The organism is Candidatus Schekmanbacteria bacterium, from assembly GCA_016219965.1.
Lineage (GTDB): Bacteria > Schekmanbacteria > GWA2-38-11 > GWA2-38-11 > J061 > JACRJM01.
The window spans coordinates 214,281-239,346 of record JACRJM010000003.1; the positions used below are offsets into that span (position 1 = coordinate 214,281).

The following is a 25,066-nucleotide window of genomic DNA, read 5'->3' on the forward strand; positions in this document are numbered from 1 at the left end:
GTCTTCTTTTGAAATTTCAACAAACCTCAAGGCAAAGCTGAATTGCTTCTTTGGTTCTTTTCATAAGGGTATCAAGTGACTTTGCCTGAGTGTGACAGCCCTTAAGCTCGGGGACTTCTGCAATAAAGTATCCCCCTTCATCCTGCTCAATTATTACGGTAAACTTTTTATCCATTTTGAAATTTAGACAAAACCGTCAAAGATTTTTATCTTTCTATATTCCAGATTACATTTAGACTTATTTCATCAAGAGCTTTGATTAAATTCATTTTCGGAGAATTCAGGACTTCCTTGTTTGTATGAAGATGGTAGGGAAAAGATTTAATTTCCGGATGATGAGGCGCTGAATCCCATCTGCAAATCAGTTTCATATTTTTATCCATATAATGGAACCGGTAATCTATTTCTTTGATACCCATTATTTCTCTAAAATCAAAAACTGAACCATCTATAAAAGTGATTTTCCCCTTAATTATCCCCATTTCCTCAGATATCATGTCATAGTTGATATCTTTAGATTTAATCAGCCATTCACATAACTTAATTTTTCTTTCGAGTTTCTTGAAATATACTCTGATCAGAAAGCAATCTCCTTGATATTGGAAATCTTCTGTTTGGAATGATTGACAGCTTTATAGGCGAAAAGCCAGTCAAACCATTCTTCATCATCTCCAAGTTTTCCTTCTTTAAACTTTTTAATGAATTCTTCTGAAGATAGTTTGTGTTTCTTTTCAAATGCCCTGAGCTGGCTTTGATATTTTTGAACACTCAATTTTAATATATTCTTTTCAATTTCTAAGCCTGCTTTTACTAAGTCGAGAGATTCTTTTTTTAAAGCTAATTTTCCCATAATATTAATTCCTTTTTTCTAATGCATAGATTTGTTTTTATTTTCCTATACTAAGCAGAATTGTCAATTTAAGAATAACAAATAAGGAAGTAAGCTTGCAAGTAATAATGCGGTTGTCCCTTCACGCCGGTGACATAGCCGAGTTTGCGGAATTTGCCGCTGAGCTGCTGTTGTTATAAGAGTTATGCAGCTTTAAGCTATCTAATCTGGATTGACATCGTTAATAGTTACTGTATTCTATCTTTAAGAGACACCTTAATCTATTGGGATGATTATAACATTATGAAAGGCATGCAATTTAAGATTACGCTTCTGGACATTGAGCCGCCTATTTGGAGGAGGATAATAGTACCTGAAAATTATTCATTCTGGGATTTGCATGTTGCGATTCAGGACGCATTTGGTTGGTTTGATTCCCACCTTCACTCTTTTGAAATTAACGAAAACGACGACTTTTATATTGGCATTCCCGACCCGGAAGAAATGGATTATAAAGAAGTGAAAGCCGGCTGGGAGACTAAGCTCAAAGAATATATCAAAGAGATTGGTCAAAAGGTTCTTTACACTTATGATTTCGGTGACGGATGGGAGCATGAAATTGAATTTGAAGAAATCATTGATAGAGAAACAAAAAAACCCAAATGTACTGATGGTGCGCGAGCATGTCCTCCTGAAGATTGCGGCGGCACTCCGGGATACGAAGAGTTCTGCGAGATTATGAAAAGAAAAAAGGGTAAAGAATATAAGGAAATGAAGACATGGTACGGTAAAGATTATGACCCTGATGAATTCGATGCTTCCAAAGTTAAATTTGATAATCCTAAAACAAGACTTAAGATGGTGTACTATTGACCTGAATAAATTATAAAACGCATGCTGATAGTAATATTTTATTAACATATTGCGTTAAAAAAATCCGAGCCATGAAAAAGAAATTGGTAGTTTGCAATAATAATATTTTTCAAGGAGGTGTTAAATGACCAAAAAACGACAACTAACAATGTTAAATCATATATCAATTGATTCCAAAGTTTGCCATGGTCAAGCATGTATTAAAGGAACGCGTATCCCCGTACATCAAATTCTGCACATGCTGGCAAATGGATACACTGTTGATGAGCTTCTTGAGGAATACCCAACAATTACACGTAAAGACATTTTTGCTTGTATTGAGTATGCTGCAGAACTGACTGAAGAGCAGATTATCCCCGATGAAATAGTGGCACGAGGATATTTGCAGATGAAAATATCCCTGCGTTAACTGTAAAAGAGCTGCGCAGTGCCAGTCATGATGTTATGGATATTCGCGGCACAGAAAATCAAGGAATGACAGATGACGAGATATGGAAAATTCTACAAAAAGAAAAAATAATGACGTCTTAAGCTGTGTCACTTCACGCCTGTAACGTATTTATCCCTCCCGTTTCCTCTAAATAATTTTTTGCATGTTTTTTGCATTGACAAGGATATTGTTTTATTTGTATCAAAAATCCCCTTGTCATATTTTTTTTGTATTAGTAATAGTTATGGTAATCAGGGATGTACGGTTAACAGTAAAACAGGGAATTACGTGAAACAAATAATTTTATACAGATGCCAGAATTGCGGCGGTGTGGAAAAAAAGATAGATCTTCCTTATGTACGCGAATTCGTGTTGAGCTGCTCGGGTCAGCTTGAAGCGATTCATATATTGCGGGCTTTTGAAGATGGAGAGCAGGGCGTTTGTATTGGTATCTGCGATACTACCCGATGCAAAACCCTCGAAGGAAGCGCGCGGGCATTGCGGAGAATAAAGCTTGCCGAGCATTTGCTTATGGAAGCTGGTATCGATAAAAAAAGGCTTATGACAATCCGGTATGAACCGGGCAGAGATATTAAAAAGGAATTATCTGATTTCCATGCACTTTTACAGGGAGCATGATCAGGTAACCGGTCATATTAACTTATAAAAAGGAAACTCTAACATGATAGTCGCACAAAGAAAGCCATTACAGGAAATCATCGAAAAACTGGAAAAACACAAAAAAGTCCTGATTGCCGGCTGTGCCACCTGCGTTGCTGAATGCCGTTCCGGCGGGCAAAAAGAAGTTGAACTGCTGGCAAGCCAGTTGCGGATCGCATTTGCTGATAAAAAGATTTCCATCAAAATTTCAGAATGCTGCATAGAAAGGCAATGCGAGCCGGAAATGATCGAAGAACACGCTCAAAAAGTATTGGAGCAGGATGTGGTGCTTTCTATAGCATGCGGTGTGGGAGTGCAGGAAATGTCCCTGCGGTTTGCGGACATCACCATACTTCCCGGATTGAACACCACATTTATGGGCACGCATGCCAAGCAAAACTCCTGGGAAGAGCGCTGCGGCGGTTGTGGTAACTGCATCCTCGATTTAACCATGGGTATTTGCCCGATAGCCCGCTGCAGCAAAAGCCTTCTCAATGGACCCTGCGGCGGCACCCATGACGGAAAATGCGAAATATCAGAAGATACACCCTGTGCGTGGGCATTGATTGTAGAACGGCACAAGGAAAAGGGAAAACTGGAGCAGATGGAAAGCATAATCCCACCTAAAGACTGGTCAACGTCCAGAGACGGAGGACCAAGGGTGCTTGCGAGGGAGGAATTAGAATAATGAAATCAGGCAGCAGGCTGGAGAAAATACTGGAGCAGGGCAATTTTGCAGTCACCGCAGAATTGGGGCCGCCCATGAGCGCAGATGCAGAGGTTATTGCAAAAAAAGCGGCAATCCTCAATGGAACGGCAGATGCTTTTAATGTAACAGACAACCAGACAGCGGTTGTACGCATGTCATCGATAGCAGCCTCGGCAATCTGCGTAAAAGAGGGTATTGAACCTATCATGCAGATGGTTTGCAGGGACAGGAACCGGATTGCCATGCAGAGCGACATACTCGGGGCCGTGGCACTTGGAATCCGTAATTGCCTTTGTCTTTCGGGCGACCACCAGTCTTTTGGAAGAGCCGGAAAGCTTCTTGGACATCCCGGAGCTAAAAACGTGTACGATGTTGATTCCATCAACCTGATAAGCATCCTGCGTACCATGCGGGACGAACATAAACAGCAGGGAGGCGACCCGATTAAAAGCGATGTGCCGCTCTTTATAGGAGCAGCGTGGACACCTCTGGGAGATCCTGTTGATTTTAGGGTAATCCGTCTTGGAAAGAAGATACAGGCAGGCGCAGATTTTGTGCAGACGCAGGGAATTTATGATGTTGAACGCTTTAGCGATGCAATGAAAAAAGCCAGGGAAAAAGGGTTTCATGAAAAGACCGCTATCCTTGCTGGTATCATAGTTCCTAAAAGCGCGGGTATGTTGAATTACATGAACACAAGTGTCGCCGGTGTTTCGGTGCCGGAAAAGATGATCCAGCGTATGAGCCAGGCTGAAAACCCAAAAGAGGAAGGCATAAAAATCACCATTGAATTGATAAATGAAATCCGCAAAATTGAGGGTGTGCGGGGCGTGCACATTCAGCCGATCGAATGGGAAACGGCCATGCAGGAAATTTCCGGCAAGGCGAACCTGCTTCCCCGCCCGGAGACAGCCTGATGCCGGAAAAATATCATATCCATGCGGAACCTGCTGAACCGCGATATCAACCTGTATTCAAACTAAGTTCAACCGAAAGAGACCAGTGCTTAGGCTGTAATGATTGCGCCAAGCGAAACTGCATTTACGACGTTTATAAAAAAAGGGAGTTTTTGTCATCTGAACTTGTGGATTCGTCCGGCAGTTTTTGCAAATCGTGCATGCGCTGCGTTCAGGAATGCAAAAACAACATCCTGTCAAAATTATTGAATCCTGAGTATACCCAAATTGGAAACAGTTACTGGACCCCGGCCATACTTACTTCTCTCTGGCAGCAGGCGCATGCAGGTAAAATTCCCGTTTCAGGAGCAGGATACGACGGCCCTTTTTCCGGCACAGGATTCGACGATATGTGGACTGATATGTCCGAAATCGTCAGGCCCACCCGCGATGGCATACATGGCCGTGAATACATCAGCACATCCATTGATATTGGCACAAAATTAGACCGGTTGCATTTTAATGGTCAGGAACTGGCAGACGACCTTCCTCCTATGTTCTCTTTACCACTGCCGATTATTTTCGATGTGCCCAGGCAGGCTGGTACATGGCGCGGGGTGAAGCAGGCTGTGCAGCAGGCAGCCCGGAAACTTCAAACCCTCGCATTTTGCGACGACAGGGAGAGCACCGGTTCTCACATTATTCCACGCTACAGTATTAACGAGAAAATAGAGCCTGATAATTCCAGCAAAATGATAGAAATATTTCTTGAATCCTGTGAAGGACAGTTAATTGATAAAGCGGAAAAGCTTGCCGGAGAGATTTCTAAAAGCAAACCGGGGCTTGTAATATGCATTGGCCTTCCTATTTCAAAGAATACAGCTCAAACTGTTGTAAAGCTTGCAAAGAATAAAATAGGAACTTTTCATCTTTATGCAAATCACAGCGGCAGAGGAACAGGCTCCGATTCAGATTATTTCATAAAGGAAATAGTCAGAGAAACGCACCGGGGGCTCCTTGCCGAATCGATAAGGGATTGCGTTACCATTCTGGCGGGAGGAGGAATTGCCATGGCCGAGCATGTGGCAAAACTGATCGCTTGCGGTGCAGATGGAGTTGTCGTTGACAATGCGCTGCTTGTAGCCCTGGAATGCAGGATGTGCCTTGAATGCCTGGAAGAAGAACCCTGCCACGTGCATATCGATGCGATAGATCCTCAATGGGGAACCAAAAGAATCGTAAACCTTCTTGCATCGTGGCATTCACAACTGATTGAGGTTATGGGCGCTATGGGCCTTCGCGAAGTGCGAAGGTTAAGAGGGGAAACCGGCCGGGTAATGTTTTTCAGGGACCTGGAAGAAGAATGTTATGCACCGATATTCGGAAAGAGAGTATGGTAAACATCATAAAAACCCCATCCCGTTTTAAAAACCGCATCGGCAAATTCGCCGTTCACCGGTCCGAGCGCTGCACAAGCTGCGGGAAATGTGTAACAGTATGTCCTTACAGCGTATTTGTAAAAGCAGGGGATAAAATGCTGCGCCCTAAATCCTACTTGTGCTCAGGTTTAAAGTGCGCGGAGTCGGAAAAAGGCTGTGTAAAAAACTGCCCTGCAGGCGCCCTTTCAGTTGCAGTCAATCCAAATTATAAAGTATTGGGTGATTACCGTTGGACGCCAGACCTTATTGTCTCCACCTGGTACCAGGCTGAAACAGGCGAATTACCCTATATGGAAATTGAGTCCGACAGCGGGAATTCCGGCGGCGGATTGGATAGGATAAGGATAAAAGCGCGGCCGAAGGAATCAATAGATCCTAAAAAAGTCGATATGCGGATCAACCTTAATAAAAGAAACGACGGCCGGCCAAGCCTCATTATAGATATGCCCATTTACGGGGGCGGAATGTCATTCGGTTCCATAAGCGAAAGCACCATGATCGGCCGCGCCAAAAACGCAGCCGCATGGAACACCCTTACCTGCACAGGCGAAGGAGGGTATCCCGAGGCCCTTCACCCGTACGATAATCATGTTATTACACAGGTTGCAACCGGGCTTTTTGGGGTAAGAGAAGAAACCATCCAGCGGGTACGCATGGTGGAATTCAAATATGCGCAGGGTGCAAAACCGGGTCTCGGCGGACACCTCCTTGGAGACAAAGTCACCGAAGCGGTCGCAAGAATGCGCGAGTCCGTCAAAGGAAACCCGCTTTTTTCTCCTTTTCCTTTTCATTCGGTCTATTCAATTGAAGACCACAAGAAACATGTGGACTGGATCAAGCACATAAACCCAAAAACTCTGGTTTCCACCAAAGTATCAACGCCTACAGATGTAGAAATGGTAGCCGTGGGCAGTTATTATGCCGGAGCGCATGTCATTCATATAGACGGAAGCTATGGCGGCACCGGTGCAGCACCGGAAATTGCTAAAAAAAATATCGCCATGCCTATAGATTATGCCATAAATAAAACTCACCGTTTTCTGACGCAGGAAGGCATAAGAGATAAAATAACGCTTATCGCCTCAGGAGGATTAAGAACCGCACATGATATTTTCAAGGCAATCGCCCTGGGTGCAGACGGTGTTGTAATAGGCACTTCAGAAATGGTCGCACTGGAATGCCTGCGCTGTAAAAACTGTGAGAGCGGACGCGGATGTGCGCGCGGGATTGCAACCACAGACCCATTATTAGGCGTTATGTTCAGCGTTGATTGGGCTTTTCAGCGGATGTATAATTTATATGCTTCCTTCGATAAGCAGTTGAGGAAACTTGTCGCTGCGGCAGGCTGCAGCTCAGTTACAGAGGTTGTCGGGCGGACAGAGCTGCTGCTGCACCTTGACTATGAAAACAATGAAAACAAGGATAAAGATGGATAATTTTTCTGATACCATACAAAGGTCCCGTGCCCTGCTTCCAGCCCATGCACATAATAATGCGGAAGAAAAACCGGCGCAGGAAGGCGGGTGCGGAGTCGTAGGCTTTGCCGCAAACGTTAAAATAAGCGGTCGTCATATCTTTGAGCCTTCCTGCCAGATGCATAACAGAGGCAATGGCAAAGGCGGGGGTATTGCCGCCGCCGGACTTGATGCCCGGTATTTTGGAATTTCACAAGAGATGCTGGATTCGTGTTATCTGCTTAATGTTGCCTACATGGATAGCGGCATTGTAAAGGAGCTTGAAAGCAGTTTTATTAACCCCCATTTTGATATTCATCACATTCATCAAATGCCAACAGTGAAAGATTTTAACGCCCTGGGTCTGGAGACAAAACCCCCGGATGTAAAACAATATTTCGTCCGTGTAAAAAAAGACGTTTTAAGCAAGTTCTCAAAACCCTTTGCAAAGGCAGCTCATCGCGACATTGAAGATGAATTCGTTTGGCAGAATTCATTTAAAATAAACCAGAAATACTACGCTTCGCTTGGAGATAAAAAGGCGTTCGTTCTTTCGCATGCCAGGAATTTAATGATCATGAAAATAGTGGGCTATGCAGAAAACGTGGTAAAGTATTACCAGCTCGAAGATATGCAGGCACATATATGGATCGCACACCAGCGCTACCCGACCAAGGGGCGGGTCTGGCATCCAGGAGGAGCGCATCCTTTTATTGGAATGAACGAGGCACTTGTACATAACGGTGATTTTGCAAACTATCATTCCGTGTCCGAATACCTTAAAGAACGTAACATGATACCCCAGTTTTTAACGGATACCGAGGTTTCGGTCATGATATTTGACCTGTGGAACCGCGTTTATAAATATCCAATGGAATACATTATTGAAGCGCTTGCTCCCACCACTGAGCTTGATTTTGACCGGCTTCCAAAAGAAAAACAAAAAATTTACGCAGCCATTCAGGCCATGCACATTCACGCCTCCCCGGATGGTCCGTGGTTTTTTATAATAGCCAGAAGCCAGCCCGATGCAAACGAATACCAGCTTTTGGGAATAACAGATACATCCATGCTGAGGCCCCAGGTGTTCGCCCTTTCCGAAGGAAAGGTGCAAATAGGTTTATGCGCTTCCGAAAAAAAGGCTATTGACGCGGCTTTGGGAAGTATTTCAAAAGAAGACAGCAGATTCAGACCCATTGCCGACAAATATTGGAACGCCCGGGGCGGCAGTCACGCAGACGGCGGAGCGTTTGTTTTTAAAGTAAAACCAAACGGCGCAGAAGGTGAATTGCGCTGTTTTAATAAATTCGGGCATGAGGTAAAAGCTGATCCCGAAAAAATTGCGTGTAATTTTTCTGAAAATTTTGCCAGCGCCGGCACCATTGCCGAAGGCGATGAAATAAAACGGCTTTTAGAAAATGGCAGCGCGCCGGAGCTTTTTACATTAATTTCCGGCAAAATATCTGAATGCGATTATATGAAGCTGCGCTGGTATATAGACCATATCGTTTCTCACGGAAGCGGCAGAAACACTGCTTCTGCCATTGAGACGCTCACCCTGCTCAATGATATGAAATATGATAATGGACATAAAAAGAGAAGCTCTGTTTTGCAGATAATCCGTTCCGGCATCGATTCTTTACTGCACAATACACCTTCTATTGCTGAAAAAAAATCCGGCAATTCTGAATATTGCAGAATCACCTATGCAACCAAAGATCTGTTAAGGCCTCCTGCAGCAGGCGAGAAAATCCTTGTTGTAGATGCCGCCGAGTTTGAGCCTGAAGGGGAAAACTGCGATTCCACACTTGCGGTAAAATCATATACCTTAGGGTGGAAGCATTTTGTGGTGTTTAACCTTAAAGGGCAAAGGTTTCATGGCTGCGGATTCGGTCCCGGCTCCCATGAAATCCGCATGGATCTCTACGGCAGTTCAGGGGACTACGCGGGCAGCGGCATGGACGGATGCCAATTATATATCCATGGCGATGCCCAGGACCAGCTTGGGCAGATACTTAAAGACGGAAATTTGGTCGTCTACGGAAGCGTGGGACAAACATTCATGTACGGGGCAAAAGGCGGAAAGGTTTTTATTATGGGAAATGCTGCAGGCCGCCCATTGATTAATGCCGTAGGACGTCCCAGGGTTGTGATTAACGGAACCTGTCTTGATTTTCTCGCGGAATCATTTATGGCGGGCGATGCCCTAAACGGCGGGGGTTTTGCTATTGTCAATGGAATTGAGTTTGACCAAAAAGGCGCTTTACGTGAATTATCGTTGCCCTATCCCGGTTCAAACCTTTTTTCTCTGGCTTCCGGCGGGGCGCTTTATATCCGTGATCCGAAAAATACAATTGTTGAGCAGCAGTTAAACGGCGGAACAATCGTTAAATTGAAAAAAGCCGATTGGGACGTTATTGCGCCATATCTGGATGAGAATGAAGAATTATTCAAAATAAAAGTTTCGGATTTACTTACCGTAGATGGCAAAAGGCTGCCTCCGGAAGACGTTTACAGGAAAATAATGCCCATCCAGGCCGAGGTCCTTGCCAGTGAAATGGCTGATGAAGAAGAATAGGTCTCTACTTTAATAATTACGTTGTCACTTCACCCCGGTTACATAACCGAGGTTGCGGAACTTGCCGGACAGCTTTGTCATTGTCTTGAAGCTGATATTCTTGAAGCCTGCATCTTTTAACCACTTAGTCATCTCGCCGCGGGAGCGCGAGTCGCCCCCTTCAGTTTCAATCATGAGGGCAATCGAGAAAAGCACTGGGAAGAGAGGTCCTGTGCGGTCATCTTTTACTATAGATTCTTTTAATATTATAGCACCGCCTTTGGGGAGATAATCATAAGCCTTGTTTACCATCTTGCGGCAATTCTCCTCGTTGTAGCCGTCGAGGATGCCGGAGATTAAAATAAGATCTGCACCCTGCGGGAATGGGTCTTTAAGTATATTGCCGGGATGGGTTTTCACCCGGCTATTCATCTTGTAATTTGCTATTGTCCCTTCTGCAACCTTGCATACAGGAGGAAAATCAAAGATAGTTGCCTTGAGCTTTGGGTGTTTCTTTGCAGCCATTACAGAGATGATCCCTGAGCCTCCGCCCAAATCAAGGAGGTGTTTGTATTTTGAGAAGTTAAATGAACTCGCAAGCTCTTCTGCAGGCTTAACGCTGTAGGCATGCTGTGCCGCCATTGCAGCTTTTGCTATTTCAGGATCAATTGATATATTTCCTATGGTGTCTCCTTTTTCTCCGAAAACACGCCCATAGGAATCTTTTTTTATCGCCTCTCCAAGCTCGCCCCATCTGTCATAGAGAATCTTGTCATAGGCGCGCATCAGACCGCCAAGATAATCAGGTTTTCCTTTTACAAGATATGCAAGCGATACAGGTGTGTTGAAATACTTTCCGTTTTTATATTTGAGAAGATTTATGGCAGTCAAACCATTAAGCAACCTTGTGGCAGACCGTACAGGGAGATAGCATTTCCCGGCAACTTCGGCAGGCGTGAGCTTTCCCTTGCCAATTAAGCTGAACACATCAAATTCCACACCCACAAAAAGTATTTTTGAAAGATGAAAGGCGGTCGCTATCTCAATTATCTTGTCAGAATTAAGCCCGCCAACTTTCCTGGGTGGCATCTGTTTCCTTTTAATAGGCGTAGAGCCTTCCGTAAGGGCGATGGCTTACTGGTATAATTTTAAGAAAAGGTTTGGACATGATATTCTCATAATCAAGATCCAGATCTGCGGCATACTCTTTCAGTAGTTTCTCAAGTTCTTTCATGTCAGCATCTGTCATGTCAACAATGCCGACCTCTTTTCCAAGTTTCTTCTTATTTACTTCGCCGCGAACATAGATGATCCCGCCATGCATTCCTGTCCCGAGATAATCTCCAACTATTGGTCTTTCATCTTCTTCTTCAAGACCAAGAAGTACCAGTATTCCTCCTGCCATATATTCGCCGAAGAAATCCCCTGCATTGCCGCCAGCCACTATATATGACATTCTCTCCTTGTATGCTTTCATGTGGATTCCTACCCTGTAGCCCACATCACCCTTGATGAATATCTTGCCGCCCCTCATTCCGTAGCCGATTACATCGCTCGCCTGACCATGCACAACTATCTTGCCAAGACTCATCGTGTTGCCCACTGCATCCTGCACATTGTCATTTACTATTATGGTTGGACCGCTCATGAAAGCGCCAAGGTCGTTTCCGGGGACACCATTTATTATTATGGTAGCTTCCTTTTCTATGGCATCGCCGATATAGCGCTGTCCGTTTACATTATCAAGCTCAACAATATTATAATCCTTATTTAAAATGGCATCACGCACCATCTCATTAAGTTCTTTGTAATAAATATCATGGGCGTCAATTACTAATTTTTTTTCGTCCATTTTAGCGGGATTTCCCCTCACGGTTAGTTTCTTGTTAAGCCGAGTAGTTAAGTTTCCTTCCATTTTACACTATACTCCTATTTACTTATTATTTCCCTGCCGCTTTTACGGCAAGTATATCAAGGGTCTGCGAATCAAGCCCTATGCCCCTCAACCTTTCCCTGCTTCCACGCAGAGATTCAATTGCGTTAAGCCCCAGGCTTCCAAGCACTTCTTTTATCTCAAGACTCCATGCCCTCAAAAGATTTATCAGTCTCTCTGCAGCTATTTCAGGGTCAAGCCTTCTGGTAAGCTCTGGTCTCTGCGTTGCAATACCCCATGCGCATCTTCCCATATGGCATGTCTGGCAGACGCGGCATCCAATGGCTATGAGCGCCCCTGTTCCTATGGCCACAGCATCAGCGCCGAGGGCAATTGCTTTAATCGCATCGGCAGCCGAGCGTATGCTTCCTGCCGCGATAAGCGAAGCATGGTTTCTTATACCTTCCTGTCTAAGCCTGTCGTCAACTGAAGCCAGGGCAAGCTCAAGGGGTATTCCAACATGGTCCCTTACTATCCTTGGCGCAGCACCGGTGCCGCCCCTGAAACCGTCAAGATAGACGATATCTGCTCCTGCCCTTACTACGCCACTTGCGATGGCAGCAATATTATGGACTGTCGCTATCTTTACAGAAACCGGCTTGTAGCCTGTTGCTTCCTTGATTGCGAATATAAGCTGTCTTAAATCCTCTATGGAATATATGTCGTGGTGCGGGGCAGGCGAAAGCGCATCGGTCCCCATCGGAATCATACGGGTCTTTGAGATATCTAGACCTACCTTTTCACCCGGCAGATGGCCGCCTATTCCGGGCTTTGCACCCTGACCGATTTTTATGTCAACCGCAATACCCCTTTTGAGGTAATCGGCATGGACGCCAAACCTTCCGGATGCGCACTGCGTTATTGTATATTGTCCGTAGTCATAAAGTTCTTCATGGAGCCCGCCTTCACCGGTATGCATGACTGTCCCCATTTCTTTTGCAGCCATTGCCATTGCCTTATGGGAGTTAAGACTTATAGCTCCATAGGACATAGGCGCAAAGACGATTGGGATTTCAAGTTTTAAATTCTTTGGCGGTTTCTCTTTGAGCTTAAGTTTTCCGTCAGGTGTTTCAACAAACTCAAGTGAGTCAGGTTTTTTCCCAAGATAGGTCCTGAGTTCCATGGGCTCCCTTAACGGGTCGATTGACGGGTTAGTGACCTGGCAGGCATCGAGAACAAGATGGTCAAATATGATCTCATAGGGGAGATCGTTGCCCATCCCTGTTAAAAGTATGGAGCCTGTTTCAGCCTGCTTCCATATATCGAGGCGGTGCCTGTCTGTCCAGTTGGCACTTCCCTTGAAATCAGTCGGGTTTTTCCTTACGGTTATTACCTGTTCCGGGCAGTATACGACACACCTGTGGCAGGCAACGCACTTGAAATTATCAGGCACGACTTTGTTTTCAAAGCTTAATGCTTCATAACTGCAGTTCATAACGCAGCGTTTGCATCTGCGGCAGTTTGTATGCTCTATGTCAACTACGAATTCCGGTATGAGGTAGCTTCTTCTCATTATTAATCTTCTCTTTCAGCTAAATGTTCTTATTGTCAAGGTTCACGATCACAGGCTCACCTGCCCTTGGATACCAGACTTTTGCAGGTTTCGCACATATCTCCCTTATCGAGGATTCCTCAGACGCCATGTAAACCCTGTCGTCCTTTTCAGCTACCACGAGGGGGCGAAGCTTTATCCTGTCGCTCAGCCCTATTAGACCATTGCTGTGTCCAAAAAGTATGGAGAAAGGCCCGTTAAGAAGGGCGCTTCCGTAAACCATTCTTATCGATGTGAGGGCTTCCTTTTCATCTTCAGGCATATCATCTATATCCTTCCAGAATGGAGCGGCAACAGCTTTGCAGGCTGTCTTAAAGGGCATCCCATGCCTTCTTATCATTAGGTCAAAAATATAGGCTATAACTTCGGTGTCAGTTAAGAGTGTGCATCTGTAGCCAAACATCTCGAGGTATCTCTTGTTTATCCCGTAGGATGAAATCTCGCCATTATGGACTATTGACCAGTCAAGAAGAGTGAATGGATGAGCGCCTCCCCACCATCCCGGAGTATTTGTCGGGAACCTGTTGTGAGCTGTCCATATATATCCCTTGTAATCCTCTATCATGTAGAATTCCGCTATTTCATCAGGAAATCCTACACCCTTGAATGCGCCCATGTTCTTTCCGCTTGAGAAAACATATGCTCCTTCAATCTCAGAGTTTACCTTCATTACAGTTCTTACTACAAAATCATCACCCTCAACATCTGCAAATTCCTTGTCCGGGCGTCCGCTCTTGGGTTTCACAAAGTAGCGGTAGAGCATTGGATGATAAACTATGTACTTTGTTTTCTGATGAGGGATACGTTCATGCTTTGCAACTTCATAGTTTGATTCAAGGAATTCCTCGGTGAGTTCCCTTGCAGTTCCATGGTCAAACATTATATGCAGAGCATAGTAATCTTTGTAGTCAGGATATATCCCGTAGGCGGCAAACCCTGCTCCAAGACCGTTCCCCCTGTCCCTCATGGGGCAGATTGATTTTATTATCACGCTTCCCGGAACAAGCTCTCCAGACTTGCTTATCAGTCCTGTAAGTCCGCATCCTGAGATGTCTTTCTGGTAATTATGGTTCATAAAACACCTTCCTGTTTTTCATCTTTTGTCTTCTTTATTGAATCTATCATCTCTTTCCACTGGGTAAACCCGCTCTCAGGCGGATTAGGGAGATTAAGTTTCTTTCTCTGAGCCATGGACGGCTCTCCGATGCGGCTTGTTTTTGTGAACATCTCAAGCCCCTTCTCTACAGAAGCAGGCCTTATACCCTGTTCTCCCGCCATTTTCTTTAGTGTCGTGAAGACCTTTTCCATTCCGAATCCCTGCGGACAGAGTTCGGTGCAAGTGTGGCATTCAAGGCATTGCCATATCCTGTGATCATTAACTGCATCATCAAGCTTACCTGCAATTACTTTTTCCATAACCGCTTTTGGGTCATAATCTTCCAGAATCCTTGCAGACGGGCAGTCATCAAGACATGCGCCGCATTCATAGCACGCCTTCAATGCATCAAGGTCAAAATGCTGCGCTGATTTTCCTGTGCTCTCATCAACCTCGTTCCATCTCTCGAAGAATCTTTCAGTCTTCACCCTGTGTGATTCTATTCCAAGGTCCTTTGGCTCTATGCCAAGGGTAAGCCCTATGAGCTCGGAGATATAGAAAATCGGTATGCTGAAATCCTCTCCATCCCTTTGCATCATGAACTGCTGGTTGTCGAGCTGTTTAAAGCAATTGGGACAGGCAACAGCCATGGCATCTACCTCAAGGCTGCGCGTTTCAATAAGTTTCTGCCTTGTCACGTCAGTTCCTTTTTCTATGTCACCTATATTTGTAAGCTCTCCGCCGCAGCAGAGCATCTTGGCATGATAGTCTATATTTGTACCTCCAAGGGCTCTTATCAATGAATCAAATTTCTTTGGCACGATCGGGTCATCAAAATCTATGGCGCTGCTCGGTCTTGTCATGTGACAGCCGGGGTGGACTGCGATCTTAAGTCCGTTCAAACTTCTTTTAATCTGAGATTTGATAACGTCTGCGCCAATTACGTCATGGAACATTTCAACTATATGTTTAACCTCTACTCCGCCCCTGTATGATAAGTTGACTGAGTTTAATCCATCATTTACTTTTGAAAGAAGAGCCGGGTCGTGGTCGAGATTTTCCTGCACGGTTTTCAATGTGCTGAAACATCCGTTGCATGCCTGTATAAGCGTAAGGTTTTCCCCTGCGCCTTCTCTTGCCACTGCAAGGTTGCGGGCTGCCGTAAGTGTCCAGACATCTTTGCTCATGTTGCCCACAAGGGCTTTTTCAGGACAGCAGGTAAAGCCGTTTACATCGCGTATCCTGAAATCAAGCGCATCAAAAACCTTGCGCAAAGATTTTTCTATAAAGGGAAATCTCGCAGGTATCTGACACCCCCAGAACATTACATTAACAGACATACTATTCCTTTCATGAAGCTACCACTCATAAATACAGTCTGCAATCTCTATGCCACTTTATTGTATTTGGCATTATTTTGTAATTAGCGTTAAAATCAACAGGTTAGAATTAATTTAAATTCTTCTGTCTAAAATCAGATGCCCAGAGATTGCTCACATCAATGTTTAGATGGTAATATTTTGAGCATTGCTGCTTATATAAATCATCTTTCTCTTCAATGCGTTTACCATTTGAAGATATTACGCAAATTACGACAAAGTATGCTTTAAATAAAAAAATATAAATTGTCAATAATTGGTAAAAACCTGTGGATTTTCTTGATTGTCTTTTAATAGCTGCAATCTGAATTGAAAAATGGAATAATATAGATATGAACCGTCAACAACACTGGAATAAAGTTTACGAATCCAAGGGCACGCAGGATGTGAGTTGGTATCAGAACCGACCCGACCTTTCGCTGGAGCTTATTGACACATCCGGGCTGAACAAGAACGGAGGAATAATTGATATTGGCGGCGGAGCATCCACGCTCGTTGATTATCTCCTGGATGCTGGTTACACGAAGCTCGGCGTGCTAGACCTGTCCGGGGTTGCACTTAGCTGCAGCCGCGCACGCCTCGGTACAAGAGCCAATGCAGTAGATTGGTTCGAGGCAGACGTAACCTCATTTACACCACCACATCATTTTGGACTTTGGCATGACAGGGCTGTATTTCACTTTCTTACAGATGCCGGTGATCGTCGTGGATATATTGATACGCTACGGCGCACTTTGGAACCTGGCGGCACAGTCATCATAGCCACTTTTGCACTGGACGGACCTGAACAGTGCAGCGGGCTTGATGTCGTACGCTACGACGAGCAGTCTATTCTTACCGAGTTAGGCGCAGAGTTCACTCTTTGCGAGTCCCGCCGCGAGACACACATCACACCCTGGGAGTCCGAGCAGCGTTTCATTTACTTTCGCCTTAAGTGGCAGCATGGCAAATGAATGGTGAGACACAGGACATATTTTTCCGGTTGATACATCCCTTGACACCCTGTTTTAGCAGGTGCTAATATTCAAAGCATTACTCATTATAAATAACAAACAAATTAAGGTGAACTATGGCAAAAAAAGTCCTCGTAACCGGCGGAGCAGGATTCATTGGCTCATTCATAACAGACCGGCTTGTAGAAAAAGGGTACAATGTCAGGATATTCGACTGTCTTGATCCGCAGGTTCATCCCGGAGGAAAGAAGCCTTCTCATTTAAACAAAGAGGCTGAGTTCATTCAGGGAGATGTGAGAAACAGTGATGAACTTGCCAAGGCTTTAAAAGGCGTAGAGATCGTATCCCATCATGCAGCCGCAGTCGGTGTTGGGCAATCACAGTATAAGATAAACTACTATGCGGGCACAAATGTCGGAGGCACAGCAACGCTATTGGAACTCATAGTAAACGGCAAATACAATGTCGAGAAGATTACCGTTGCCGCTTCCATGAGCAGTTACGGCGAGGGAAGATACAAATGCAAAGCATGCGGATCTGTGAATCCTCCTTTAAGAATAGAAGAAAAAATGGACGGAAAATCATGGGAACTTTTCTGTCCTAAATGCGGTTTGCCAATTTCCCCAATACCCACTGATGAAAACAAAGAGCAGCACTGCAACTCCATCTATGCATTCACAAAGAAGATGCAGGAGGACATGGTTTTAAACATAGGCAAGACTTATAATATCCCGGTAGTTGCGCTTAGATACTTTAATGTTTACGGACCACGCCAGTCCCTTTCAAATCCATATACCGGAGTCACAGCCATATTCATGAGCAGACTGAAGAACAACCAGCCTCCTGTGATTTATGAAGACGGTCTTCAGACCAGAGATTTCATTTCTGTCCGCGATATTGCTGAAGCTAATCTCACGGCAATTGAAAGCGACAAGGCAAATTATGATTTCTTTAATGTTGGTTCCGGAAACCCCATTACAATAAAGGGAGTAGCGGAGAAACTTGCAGCCATCTACGGAAAGGATATAAAACCGACTATCCTGAACAAGTTCCGCAAAGGGGATGTAAGACACTGCTACAGCGATACGTCAAAAATCAAAAACACTATTTCCTTCACACCAAAGGTTTCTTTTGAAGAGGGGATGAAAGAGCTTATAAACTGGGCTGAAACCGCATACTTTGAAGACAGATTTGAAGAGGCTGCAAAGGAGTTAAAAGAAAAGGGGTTGGTTTGACAGAAAAGCATCTTCGAACATGTTAAGCAATCTTGCAAAGCTATATTCTTATAAAGAACTCCTCTATAATCTCGCCTTAAGAGAGATTAAATCAAAATACAAGCAGACCATGATAGGAATCGGCTGGGTAGTCTTTCAACCTCTTGTGATGATGTTTGTATTCACTGCCGTTTTTTCATATTTTGCAAAAGTAAGAACCGGTGATGTCCCTTATCCGCTCTTTTCTTATTGCGGTCTTGTTGTGTGGGCTTTTTTCTCAAATTCTGTTTTAAAAGGGATGAGCAGCATAATATCCAATATCAACCTTGTGACGAAAACATATTTTCCAAGAGAGATACTTCCCCTTTCTGCCATAATTTCAAGTTTCGTTGATTTTCTTGTAGCGTGCCTTCTCTTTCTTTTGCTGGTCATATTTTATGGGATTCCATTTACCGGCTATATATTAATGGTCCCTCTTATTCTTATCATCCAGATTATTCTCGTAACCGGTTTTTCCCTTTTCCTTTCTGCCTTCAATGTATTTAAAAGGGATGCTGGTTATGTGGTCCCCATAGCCCTTCAGGTATGGATGTTCTTAAGTCCCATAGTATATCCGGTAAATCTTGTTCCGGAAAACTACAGAGCGCTTTATATGTTAAATCCCGTTGCCTGTATCGTTGAAGGATACAGAAGCAGCATATTATATGGACAAATGCCTTCTTTAAGGGAATTGGGGTGGGCTGCTGTTGTTTCACTTGTAATACTTGTGGCTGCATATATTTATTTTAAAAAAGCTGAAATGAAGTTTGCTGATATTATCTGAGAGTTCATATGTCTGATATAGCCATAAGATTTAACAGTGTTTCAAAGAAATATGAAAAACATGCATCTTCCATGAGGGAGTCTTTTGTAAATCTTTTCAGGAAGGCCGAATCCCGGAATGGCTCTAACTCCTTCTGGGCATTAAAGGATGTGAGCTTTGATGTAAGGAGAGGGGAAACTATTGGAATAATAGGTCCTAACGGGGCAGGGAAAAGCACAATACTTAAACTTCTCGCAGGCATTACATCCCCTACATCCGGAACTGTTTCCATTAATGGAAGAATCGGAGCCCTCCTTGAGCTTGGGGCGGGATTCCATCCGGAATTTACCGGACGCGAGAACATCTATCTAAACGGCGCCATACTCGGGATGAAGAGAAGCGAGATCGATGAGAAATTTAACTCAATAGTCGATTTTGCAGAGATCCGAGAATTTATTGATTCGCCTGTCAAACATTACAGCTCAGGTATGTACGTAAGACTTGGCTTTGCCATAGCAGCCCACAGTAACCCGGATATATTGCTGGTAGATGAAGTGCTTGCAGTGGGCGATGCAAGATTTGTTCAGAAATGCATCAGGAAGTTTGAAGAGTTTCAAAAGTATGGGACTACCATTGTTTTTGTATCCCATGACATGAATTCAATCAAAAGAAACTGCCATAAGGTTATGCTCCTTGACCATGGAGAGATTAAAGAAATTGGAGACCCCAAGGAGATAGTTGATGCCTATAATGCCATTATTTTTAAATCGCCTTCAGCCGGTAAAAGTCAGGAAGAGCAAAGAGCAGGCAGAAGTCAGCAATATGGCTCAGGACAGGCTGAGATTACAAATGTAGCTCTTCTTAATAATGATAGAACAATGTGCAATGTAATAAAATCAATGGAAAACACTGAAATAAAAATCGAGGCGCTTTTTCATGAAGATATTGCAGAAGTACTGGTAGGAATGACTATCCGCAACAGGATAGGCGTTGATGTATATATGACAAACACTGAATGGAAAGGGTTTGATATCCCCAAGGTTTTAAAAAATACCTCCCTTGAAGTCTCCTTTGCGCAGAAGATGCATCTTGCCCCGGGAGAATATACGGTAAATGTTGCTGTAAGTCAGAAGACAACAGAGGGTATCAAACGGCTTGACTGGATTTCAGATTATCTTACCTTTGAAGTCGTGGCTTCTGAAAAAATGGGAGGAATCTGTAATTTCGATTCCTCAGTAAGCATAAAGCAAAAAACATGCAAGTCCTTTTGATAAATCCTCCGCTTAATACTTCTCTTCCTGCCGCGGGTGTATATCCGATGGGGCTCGGATATATAGGAGCCATGCTCAGGAAAGCTGACTGCGAAATAGATGTCCTGGACATAAGGCTTAATAAATATGAGAGCTCTGCAGTAAGCGATTTCCTAAAAAAAAATCAGGGGAAATACTCTCTTGTTGGTATTGGAGCTATGGTTACTGCATATAATTACTGTAAATGGCTCTCCGGTGAAATCAGAAAATACAACCCGTCATCAGTCATAATAGCCGGAGGCTCTATATGCACAGAAGGAGGACTGTTATTAAATAAATCTGATATAGATGCTGTCTGCATTGGGGAGGGAGAAAAAGTTGTTACTGCTTTGGCCAATGCAATCCGTTCTGGGAAAGATTTTTCTACAGTACCCAATATTATGGTAAAAAATAATGGAAAAATTATTACTACTCCCATTGAACCTCCTATGGATATTGATTCAATACCTTCCCCTGCATGGGACCTTTTTGATATGGAGAATTATACCAGAACCCCTTATTTTGTGAACACCGGAAAACCAAGCATCACTATGATAACTGAGAGGGGTTGTCCCTTTGAATGTACTTTCTGTTACCGTAACTTCGGCAGGAGAACGCGTTACCGCAGCTCGGATAAAGTGATAGAGGAGATAAAGACTGTAGTTGACCGCTTTGCTGTGGGGCATATCGATTTCCTCGACGAAATATTCAATATAGATGCAAAGTATGTCAGGGAACTTTGCAGCAAGATAATCAGAGAAAAAATAAATATCACTTGGAGATGCATAGGAAGGACTGACCTCGCCGACAGCGAGACTCTTGAGATTATGTATGAAGCGGGATGCAGATGGATTGGATACGGCATAGAGTCAGGAAGCCAGGAAATGCTGGACAGGATGCAAAAGCGCCAGAAAGTGGAAAACATAGAAAAATCTATTAAGCTCAGCCGCGATGCAGGTATAATAGTGACAGGTACTTTCATTATTGGAATGCCCGGGGAAACAGAGCAAACAGTCAATGAAACAAAAGATTTTTGCAGGAGAAACAGGATATTCAATATTCCTTTTTTCCCTGTCCCCTATCCTGGCACTCTTTTATATGATGAATGCAAAGAGAAAGGCTTGATTGGAGATGAGGAAGAGTACGTGGCAGGGCTCGAAAAGGATGTAACGGAGCTTATCATTAATCTTACAGAGATTCCTGATGAAAGATTGATAAAGATTAAAGATGATATGATAAGTGAATTTAAGGAATTAATCCCTTCCATGGAGCTTGATGAAAAGAAGAAAAAAGGCATTTTAGACCATGCATGGGACAGTATTGCGAAGAACTTCAGAAATACATAAGCAAAATAATTTTAAGGGGTAAGGTTAATAAACATTGGGAATTTATACAGTTTTAACCAACAAAGAAGTTGATGACCATGTTAATAAGGACCTGCAACATATAGTAGAGAGGATAAGGCAGGTTTCTTCTGCGCGCGAGATAATATTAGGAGGAGGATTCGGACGCGGAGAAGGAAGTGTAATCATAGAGCAGAATGAAATCAAACCTGTTAATGACTACGATCTTTTTGTAATTGTCCCTGACGATGACAATAATGATTTTCGTTCCCTGGGGAAAATTATTGCCCCTGAGATAAAGATCAGGCTTCTTGATATCATACCTGTAAAAGATTCTACCTTATCAACTCTGCCTCCCACGCAGTTTTACTATGACATGAAATACGGGGGAAGACATCTCTGGGGAGAAAACCTCCTTGAAATGGTCCCCATGTACAAGGAAGGCCATATTGACCATGATGCAGGGAGGACGATCCTGATCAACAGGCTTATTTGCGCCATAGAGGCCTTTTCAGAGGACTTTGAGTCACGATCAATTTTGGAGGAGGAGGAGTTTTTCCTCATTAATCAGACCGGGAAAGTTGTATCATCATGCATCGAGGCGCAACTTATATTTAAGAACAGATATCATCACAGCATAAGGGAAAGGCAGAAAATTTTTGAATCACTCTTCCCCGGAAACGAAAGGCTTATAAAACTTAACAGAAGAGCGACTGAATTTAAACTCAGGCCTTCGAGGTCTCCCGGATTTGACGGAGTCGTATACTGGAAAGAAGCCGTCTCCGAATATATAAAAGTAATTTCAGACTCCCTTGCACCCGGATTTATGTCTCCTGTAAGAAGGCTATGGAGAAAGCTAAAGAAAAAAAACTGGGAAAATAAAATCACCAATACAGATGTTGAAAGGGTAGAGCTTATGCTTCTGCTTTACAGGGAAGCTCCTTCACTCATAAAGAAAGATATATTGATTAAGGCAAAAAATGAACTCGAGAAGGTATCAAAGACCTCAATAGAAAATGACGGGTGGGAAAATCTTAGAAAAACTACAACCGATTTGTGGCACAGTTTTTATCATTAAAGGGATATGAATAAAAAACTCGTACTTCTAATATTAGTTGATGGATTCAGACATGATTACATCAACCCTGTTGACTCCCCTTTCCTTTATTCGCTTGGAGAATTAAATATTGAAGGGAGAGTGCGCGAAACATTTGCCTTTGAGCTCAGGCCTGCTTTCTTCGCCGGACTTCAGCCGGATGAGTGCCAAGTTGCAAATATGTTTTACTATGACCCGGAAGGTTCACCGTTTCGCTCAATAGATACAAGCGATGGAGACAGGGGGAGGATTTCCAGCGAACTCAGGAAAGAAGCTGAAAGGCTCGGGTATTCGCTGGTTAAACATAATGGCGGATGCGCTGAGATACCGTTACAGCTTCTAAAGTATTTTAATTTTTCTGAGAAATACCATACAGCCGAGTCTTCAGCGCTTCCCGGACATAATACATTATTCGATTACTTAAAAAATGACGGGAAAAAATGGATATGGATAGGCTATCCTGATGGCCCTGGGACTACTAAAGAAGTGATGGAAATTTTCAGAAAAAGAGCATCTGAAGATGCAGATTTTATTTACCTCCATTTTTCAGAACTTGACTGGGCAGGACATGAATGCGGACCGCATTCGCAAAAACAAAAAGATGTATTAAAGGAAATAGATGAAGCCATAGGAGAAGTTTACCGCATACTTAACCAGAAAATTATTTCGCTTAGAGGAATTATCTTTGGCGACCATGGTCAGGTTGAAATCAGAAAGCATATTGATATTGAGAAAATGCTTACAGAAACCGGGCTCATTCTTGAAAAAGATTACATATATTTTCTTGATTCTACCCAGGCACGTTTCTGGTTTTTCAATGATAAGGCAAGAGAAATGGTTTCAGAGATGCTGAGCAAAATTCCTGAAGGGAGAATACTGACAGAGTCTGATTATAAGCAGCTTCACTTTTCTTTTCCTGATAACAGGTTCGGAGAGCTGATATTTGTCATGAATGAAGGGATCGGGATATTCCCCAACTTTTTCCAAAGCACAAACCGATGCAAAGGACTTCATGGATATCTGCCTGAGGTTGAGGGGAACTGGGCAAAGATCATAGTGACAGGATGCACAGTTAAAAAACGAATAGAAAAAATAATCGAGATGGTGGATATTTTTCCAACACTGCTTTATCTGCTGGGTTATAATATACTGGCAGATGTCAAGAGCCAGTCAGTTTTAAAAATATCGGGCGAATCACCTTTGCCTGAAAGATACCGGGTTTCAATAGTAATGCCGACCTATAACAGGGCTGAGATATTAAAGCAAAGTATCACGGCAATTGAGAGCCAGACATATCCGGCAGGTGATTTTGAGCTCATTATCGTTGATGACGGTTCTAATGACGGAACCAATGATTTTCTTTTAGACTATAAAAAAAGGACAAACCTTAATTTTAACCACATAAGGCAGGAAAACTCCGGACCTGCAGCTGCGCGAAACAGGGGGATAACGAGCTCTGAAGGTAACATAGTCATCCTTGTAGGGGATGATACGATATCAAAGCCTGATTTTATTGAAAACCATATGAAGTTCCATAATGATTGGCCGCAACTGAGCCATGCATGCCTTGGAATGGTTGAATGGCCAAAGGATTTTGATGTAGATCCGCTAATGGATTTTATAACCGGCGAAGGAGGACAGCAGTTCGGTTATGAAAAAGCTTTTAGCCGCGATCCTGATAATTTAGGTTTTGAATTTTTCTGGAGCAGCAATATATCGTTTAAAAGAGATTTTGTTTTAACGCACGGTCTTTTTAACAGCCATGTTTTCAAGCATGCCATGTGGGAAGACATAGAGCTTGGATTCCGTCTTCACAGTGCAGGGCTTATAATACATCTTCGCAAAGAATGTATGGAATTTCATAATCATAAAGTGAGTTTCAGGGAATTTTCTGAAAGGCAGAGAATGGTAGGCTGGTATAGCCATGAGGTAAACAAGCTCGGACTTCCACTTGGATATTCATGCGATACCTATGAAAAAGCTAAATGGTATTCAAGAGAAGCGCTGAGAGATATTGAAAATTCAATTGAAGAATACAATAAGAATGCTGACGCCAAAAAGCTTCCTGAACTTAAAATGATTTATAACACAGCTCTCTATTATGCCGCCATGGTTGGCTATAATGAGCGGTGCAATAATGTGCAGAAAAAAACAGGAGGAATAGTTGCACTGTTGTATAACCTTTCTCTTGCAGAAAAAAAGCTCGCAGAAAATGCGGAGAAATTAGAACAAAAAGATATGCAGCTTGAAGCAAAAAAGCGTGAGCTTAATGCTGTTTTAAACTCATACAGGTGGAAAATAACTTCTCCGATGGGATGGCTGCTGGATAATCTGGAAAAGTGGAAAATTATAAAATAAAATTTTTATCATGGTTCAAAGGTGTTTGATACTATCAGGGAAAAAATAAAGGATGCTGGGATAGATGACAGTAGTAATATCTACAAGTTTCTTCGCCTGTTAGCCAGAGCATTACGTTACTCCTATAAAATCTTCATATGGTTGATCAGGGGATTTATCTTCATGATAATGCTGATATTTGTTGGAGTTTTCTGGCTGGTTTTC

Annotated in this window: 24 protein-coding genes; 16 read left to right on the forward strand and 8 right to left on the reverse strand. The window is 43.2% G+C overall.

The genetic code is table 11. The features are described from left to right. Positions 1-16: 16 nt before the first annotated feature. From HZA77_03230 to HZA77_03240, 3 genes are all read right to left on the reverse strand, one after another. Positions 17-175: a type II toxin-antitoxin system HicB family antitoxin gene (locus HZA77_03230; protein ID MBI5374420.1), complete on the reverse strand. Its 159-nt coding sequence runs from the start codon at positions 173-175 to the stop codon at positions 17-19. A gap of 31 nt (positions 176-206) precedes the next feature. Then, entirely contained in the window at positions 207-482 is a 276-nt protein-coding gene (locus HZA77_03235; GenBank protein MBI5374421.1) for a hypothetical protein, read from the reverse strand. A gap of 95 nt (positions 483-577) precedes the next feature. Then, positions 578-850: a hypothetical protein gene (locus HZA77_03240; protein MBI5374422.1), complete on the reverse strand. Its 273-nt coding sequence runs from the start codon at positions 848-850 to the stop codon at positions 578-580. Positions 851-1,132: 282 nt separating this feature from the next. On the opposite strand from HZA77_03240, the gene HZA77_03245 reads away from it, so the two are divergent. The 9 genes from HZA77_03245 to HZA77_03285 all read left to right on the forward strand — a co-directional run bounded on the left by HZA77_03245 (position 1,133) and on the right by HZA77_03285 (position 9,868). Continuing rightward, a complete protein-coding gene (locus HZA77_03245) occupies positions 1,133-1,702 on the forward strand; it encodes a plasmid pRiA4b ORF-3 family protein (protein MBI5374423.1) in 570 nt (189 codons plus the stop codon). Between the two features lie 124 nt (positions 1,703-1,826). After that, complete coding sequence (locus HZA77_03250) at positions 1,827-2,111, forward strand: DUF433 domain-containing protein (GenBank protein MBI5374424.1); 285 nt, start codon at positions 1,827-1,829, stop codon at positions 2,109-2,111. Further along, on the forward strand, positions 2,081-2,233 hold the full coding sequence (locus tag HZA77_03255) for a DUF5615 family PIN-like protein (protein ID MBI5374425.1): 153 nt from the start codon (positions 2,081-2,083) through the stop codon (positions 2,231-2,233). The genes HZA77_03250 and HZA77_03255 overlap by 31 nt, the downstream gene beginning before the upstream one ends. A 187-nt stretch (positions 2,234-2,420) precedes the next feature. Beyond that, on the forward strand, positions 2,421-2,771 hold the full coding sequence (locus HZA77_03260; protein MBI5374426.1) for a hydrogenase iron-sulfur subunit: 351 nt from the start codon (positions 2,421-2,423) through the stop codon (positions 2,769-2,771). A gap of 43 nt (positions 2,772-2,814) precedes the next feature. Then, positions 2,815-3,480: a methylenetetrahydrofolate reductase C-terminal domain-containing protein gene (locus HZA77_03265; GenBank protein MBI5374427.1), complete on the forward strand. Its 666-nt coding sequence runs from the start codon at positions 2,815-2,817 to the stop codon at positions 3,478-3,480. Then, the gene (locus tag HZA77_03270; GenBank protein ID MBI5374428.1) at positions 3,480-4,418 is read left to right on the forward strand and encodes a methylenetetrahydrofolate reductase; all 939 of its coding nucleotides are present in this window, start codon (positions 3,480-3,482) and stop codon (positions 4,416-4,418) included. Before HZA77_03265 ends, HZA77_03270 begins: the two co-directional genes overlap by 1 nt. Then, complete coding sequence (locus HZA77_03275) at positions 4,418-5,797, forward strand: hypothetical protein (protein ID MBI5374429.1); 1,380 nt, start codon at positions 4,418-4,420, stop codon at positions 5,795-5,797. Before HZA77_03270 ends, HZA77_03275 begins: the two co-directional genes overlap by 1 nt. Continuing rightward, positions 5,761-7,272 carry an alpha-hydroxy-acid oxidizing protein gene (locus tag HZA77_03280; GenBank protein MBI5374430.1) on the forward strand — a complete coding sequence of 504 codons (1,512 nt, stop codon included), beginning with the start codon at positions 5,761-5,763 and terminating at the stop codon, positions 7,270-7,272. Before HZA77_03275 ends, HZA77_03280 begins: the two co-directional genes overlap by 37 nt. Then, a complete protein-coding gene (locus tag HZA77_03285) occupies positions 7,238-9,868 on the forward strand; it encodes a glutamate synthase (GenBank protein MBI5374431.1) in 2,631 nt (876 codons plus the stop codon). Before HZA77_03280 ends, HZA77_03285 begins: the two co-directional genes overlap by 35 nt. A gap of 24 nt (positions 9,869-9,892) precedes the next feature. Here HZA77_03285 and HZA77_03290 read toward each other — a convergent pair whose 3' ends face one another. The 5 genes from HZA77_03290 to HZA77_03310 form a co-directional block, all read right to left on the reverse strand. After that, positions 9,893-10,936 carry a methyltransferase gene (locus HZA77_03290; GenBank protein MBI5374432.1) on the reverse strand — a complete coding sequence of 348 codons (1,044 nt, stop codon included), beginning with the start codon at positions 10,934-10,936 and terminating at the stop codon, positions 9,893-9,895. Positions 10,937-10,946: 10 nt separating this feature from the next. Next, entirely contained in the window at positions 10,947-11,699 is a 753-nt protein-coding gene (locus tag HZA77_03295) for a hypothetical protein (protein ID MBI5374433.1), read from the reverse strand. 88 nt (positions 11,700-11,787) lie between these two features. Beyond that, positions 11,788-13,293: an FMN-binding glutamate synthase family protein gene (locus tag HZA77_03300; GenBank protein ID MBI5374434.1), complete on the reverse strand. Its 1,506-nt coding sequence runs from the start codon at positions 13,291-13,293 to the stop codon at positions 11,788-11,790. 19 nt (positions 13,294-13,312) lie between these two features. Continuing rightward, complete coding sequence (locus tag HZA77_03305; GenBank protein ID MBI5374435.1) at positions 13,313-14,407, reverse strand: glutamine amidotransferase family protein; 1,095 nt, start codon at positions 14,405-14,407, stop codon at positions 13,313-13,315. Next, on the reverse strand, positions 14,404-15,768 hold the full coding sequence (locus HZA77_03310) for a 4Fe-4S dicluster domain-containing protein (GenBank protein MBI5374436.1): 1,365 nt from the start codon (positions 15,766-15,768) through the stop codon (positions 14,404-14,406). Before HZA77_03310 ends, HZA77_03305 begins: the two co-directional genes overlap by 4 nt. A gap of 371 nt (positions 15,769-16,139) precedes the next feature. On the opposite strand from HZA77_03310, the gene HZA77_03315 reads away from it, so the two are divergent. The 7 genes from HZA77_03315 to HZA77_03345 all read left to right on the forward strand — a co-directional run bounded on the left by HZA77_03315 (position 16,140) and on the right by HZA77_03345 (position 24,862). Beyond that, positions 16,140-16,760 (forward strand): class I SAM-dependent methyltransferase, encoded by a 621-nt coding sequence (locus HZA77_03315; protein ID MBI5374437.1) that lies wholly within the window; start codon positions 16,140-16,142, stop codon positions 16,758-16,760. A 116-nt stretch (positions 16,761-16,876) separates the two neighbouring features. Next, positions 16,877-17,995, forward strand: coding sequence for an SDR family NAD(P)-dependent oxidoreductase (locus HZA77_03320; GenBank protein MBI5374438.1), 1,119 nt, complete (start codon positions 16,877-16,879; stop codon positions 17,993-17,995). Positions 17,996-18,014: 19 nt separating this feature from the next. Further along, a complete protein-coding gene (locus HZA77_03325; GenBank protein ID MBI5374439.1) occupies positions 18,015-18,797 on the forward strand; it encodes an ABC transporter permease in 783 nt (260 codons plus the stop codon). Positions 18,798-18,805: 8 nt separating this feature from the next. Further along, on the forward strand, positions 18,806-20,047 hold the full coding sequence (locus tag HZA77_03330; protein ID MBI5374440.1) for an ABC transporter ATP-binding protein: 1,242 nt from the start codon (positions 18,806-18,808) through the stop codon (positions 20,045-20,047). Beyond that, positions 20,032-21,411 (forward strand): radical SAM protein, encoded by a 1,380-nt coding sequence (locus HZA77_03335; GenBank protein ID MBI5374441.1) that lies wholly within the window; start codon positions 20,032-20,034, stop codon positions 21,409-21,411. Before HZA77_03330 ends, HZA77_03335 begins: the two co-directional genes overlap by 16 nt. Before the next feature lie 34 nt (positions 21,412-21,445). Beyond that, a complete protein-coding gene (locus HZA77_03340) occupies positions 21,446-22,486 on the forward strand; it encodes a hypothetical protein (GenBank protein MBI5374442.1) in 1,041 nt (346 codons plus the stop codon). A 6-nt stretch (positions 22,487-22,492) separates the two neighbouring features. After that, the gene (locus tag HZA77_03345) at positions 22,493-24,862 is read left to right on the forward strand and encodes a glycosyltransferase (GenBank protein MBI5374443.1); all 2,370 of its coding nucleotides are present in this window, start codon (positions 22,493-22,495) and stop codon (positions 24,860-24,862) included. Positions 24,863-25,066 lie beyond the last annotated feature (204 nt).

Coding starts and splice junctions, on each gene's coding strand:
- HZA77_03230 (MBI5374420.1), bottom strand. CDS start 175: ATGGATAAAAAGTTTACCGTAATAATTGAGCAGGATGAAGGGGGATAC.
- HZA77_03235 (MBI5374421.1), bottom strand. CDS start 482: ATGGGGATAATTAAGGGGAAAATCACTTTTATAGATGGTTCAGTTTTT.
- HZA77_03240 (MBI5374422.1), bottom strand. CDS start 850: ATGGGAAAATTAGCTTTAAAAAAAGAATCTCTCGACTTAGTAAAAGCA.
- HZA77_03245 (MBI5374423.1), top strand. CDS start 1,133: ATGAAAGGCATGCAATTTAAGATTACGCTTCTGGACATTGAGCCGCCT.
- HZA77_03250 (MBI5374424.1), top strand. CDS start 1,827: ATGACCAAAAAACGACAACTAACAATGTTAAATCATATATCAATTGAT.
- HZA77_03265 (MBI5374427.1), top strand. CDS start 2,815: ATGATAGTCGCACAAAGAAAGCCATTACAGGAAATCATCGAAAAACTG.
- HZA77_03270 (MBI5374428.1), top strand. CDS start 3,480: ATGAAATCAGGCAGCAGGCTGGAGAAAATACTGGAGCAGGGCAATTTT.
- HZA77_03275 (MBI5374429.1), top strand. CDS start 4,418: ATGCCGGAAAAATATCATATCCATGCGGAACCTGCTGAACCGCGATAT.
- HZA77_03280 (MBI5374430.1), top strand. CDS start 5,761: ATGTTATGCACCGATATTCGGAAAGAGAGTATGGTAAACATCATAAAA.
- HZA77_03285 (MBI5374431.1), top strand. CDS start 7,238: ATGAAAACAATGAAAACAAGGATAAAGATGGATAATTTTTCTGATACC.
- HZA77_03290 (MBI5374432.1), bottom strand. CDS start 10,936: ATGCCACCCAGGAAAGTTGGCGGGCTTAATTCTGACAAGATAATTGAG.
- HZA77_03295 (MBI5374433.1), bottom strand. CDS start 11,699: ATGGACGAAAAAAAATTAGTAATTGACGCCCATGATATTTATTACAAA.
- HZA77_03300 (MBI5374434.1), bottom strand. CDS start 13,293: ATGAGAAGAAGCTACCTCATACCGGAATTCGTAGTTGACATAGAGCAT.
- HZA77_03305 (MBI5374435.1), bottom strand. CDS start 14,407: ATGAACCATAATTACCAGAAAGACATCTCAGGATGCGGACTTACAGGA.
- HZA77_03310 (MBI5374436.1), bottom strand. CDS start 15,768: ATGTCTGTTAATGTAATGTTCTGGGGGTGTCAGATACCTGCGAGATTT.
- HZA77_03315 (MBI5374437.1), top strand. CDS start 16,140: ATGAACCGTCAACAACACTGGAATAAAGTTTACGAATCCAAGGGCACG.
- HZA77_03320 (MBI5374438.1), top strand. CDS start 16,877: ATGGCAAAAAAAGTCCTCGTAACCGGCGGAGCAGGATTCATTGGCTCA.
- HZA77_03325 (MBI5374439.1), top strand. CDS start 18,015: ATGTTAAGCAATCTTGCAAAGCTATATTCTTATAAAGAACTCCTCTAT.
- HZA77_03330 (MBI5374440.1), top strand. CDS start 18,806: ATGTCTGATATAGCCATAAGATTTAACAGTGTTTCAAAGAAATATGAA.
- HZA77_03335 (MBI5374441.1), top strand. CDS start 20,032: ATGCAAGTCCTTTTGATAAATCCTCCGCTTAATACTTCTCTTCCTGCC.
- HZA77_03345 (MBI5374443.1), top strand. CDS start 22,493: ATGAATAAAAAACTCGTACTTCTAATATTAGTTGATGGATTCAGACAT.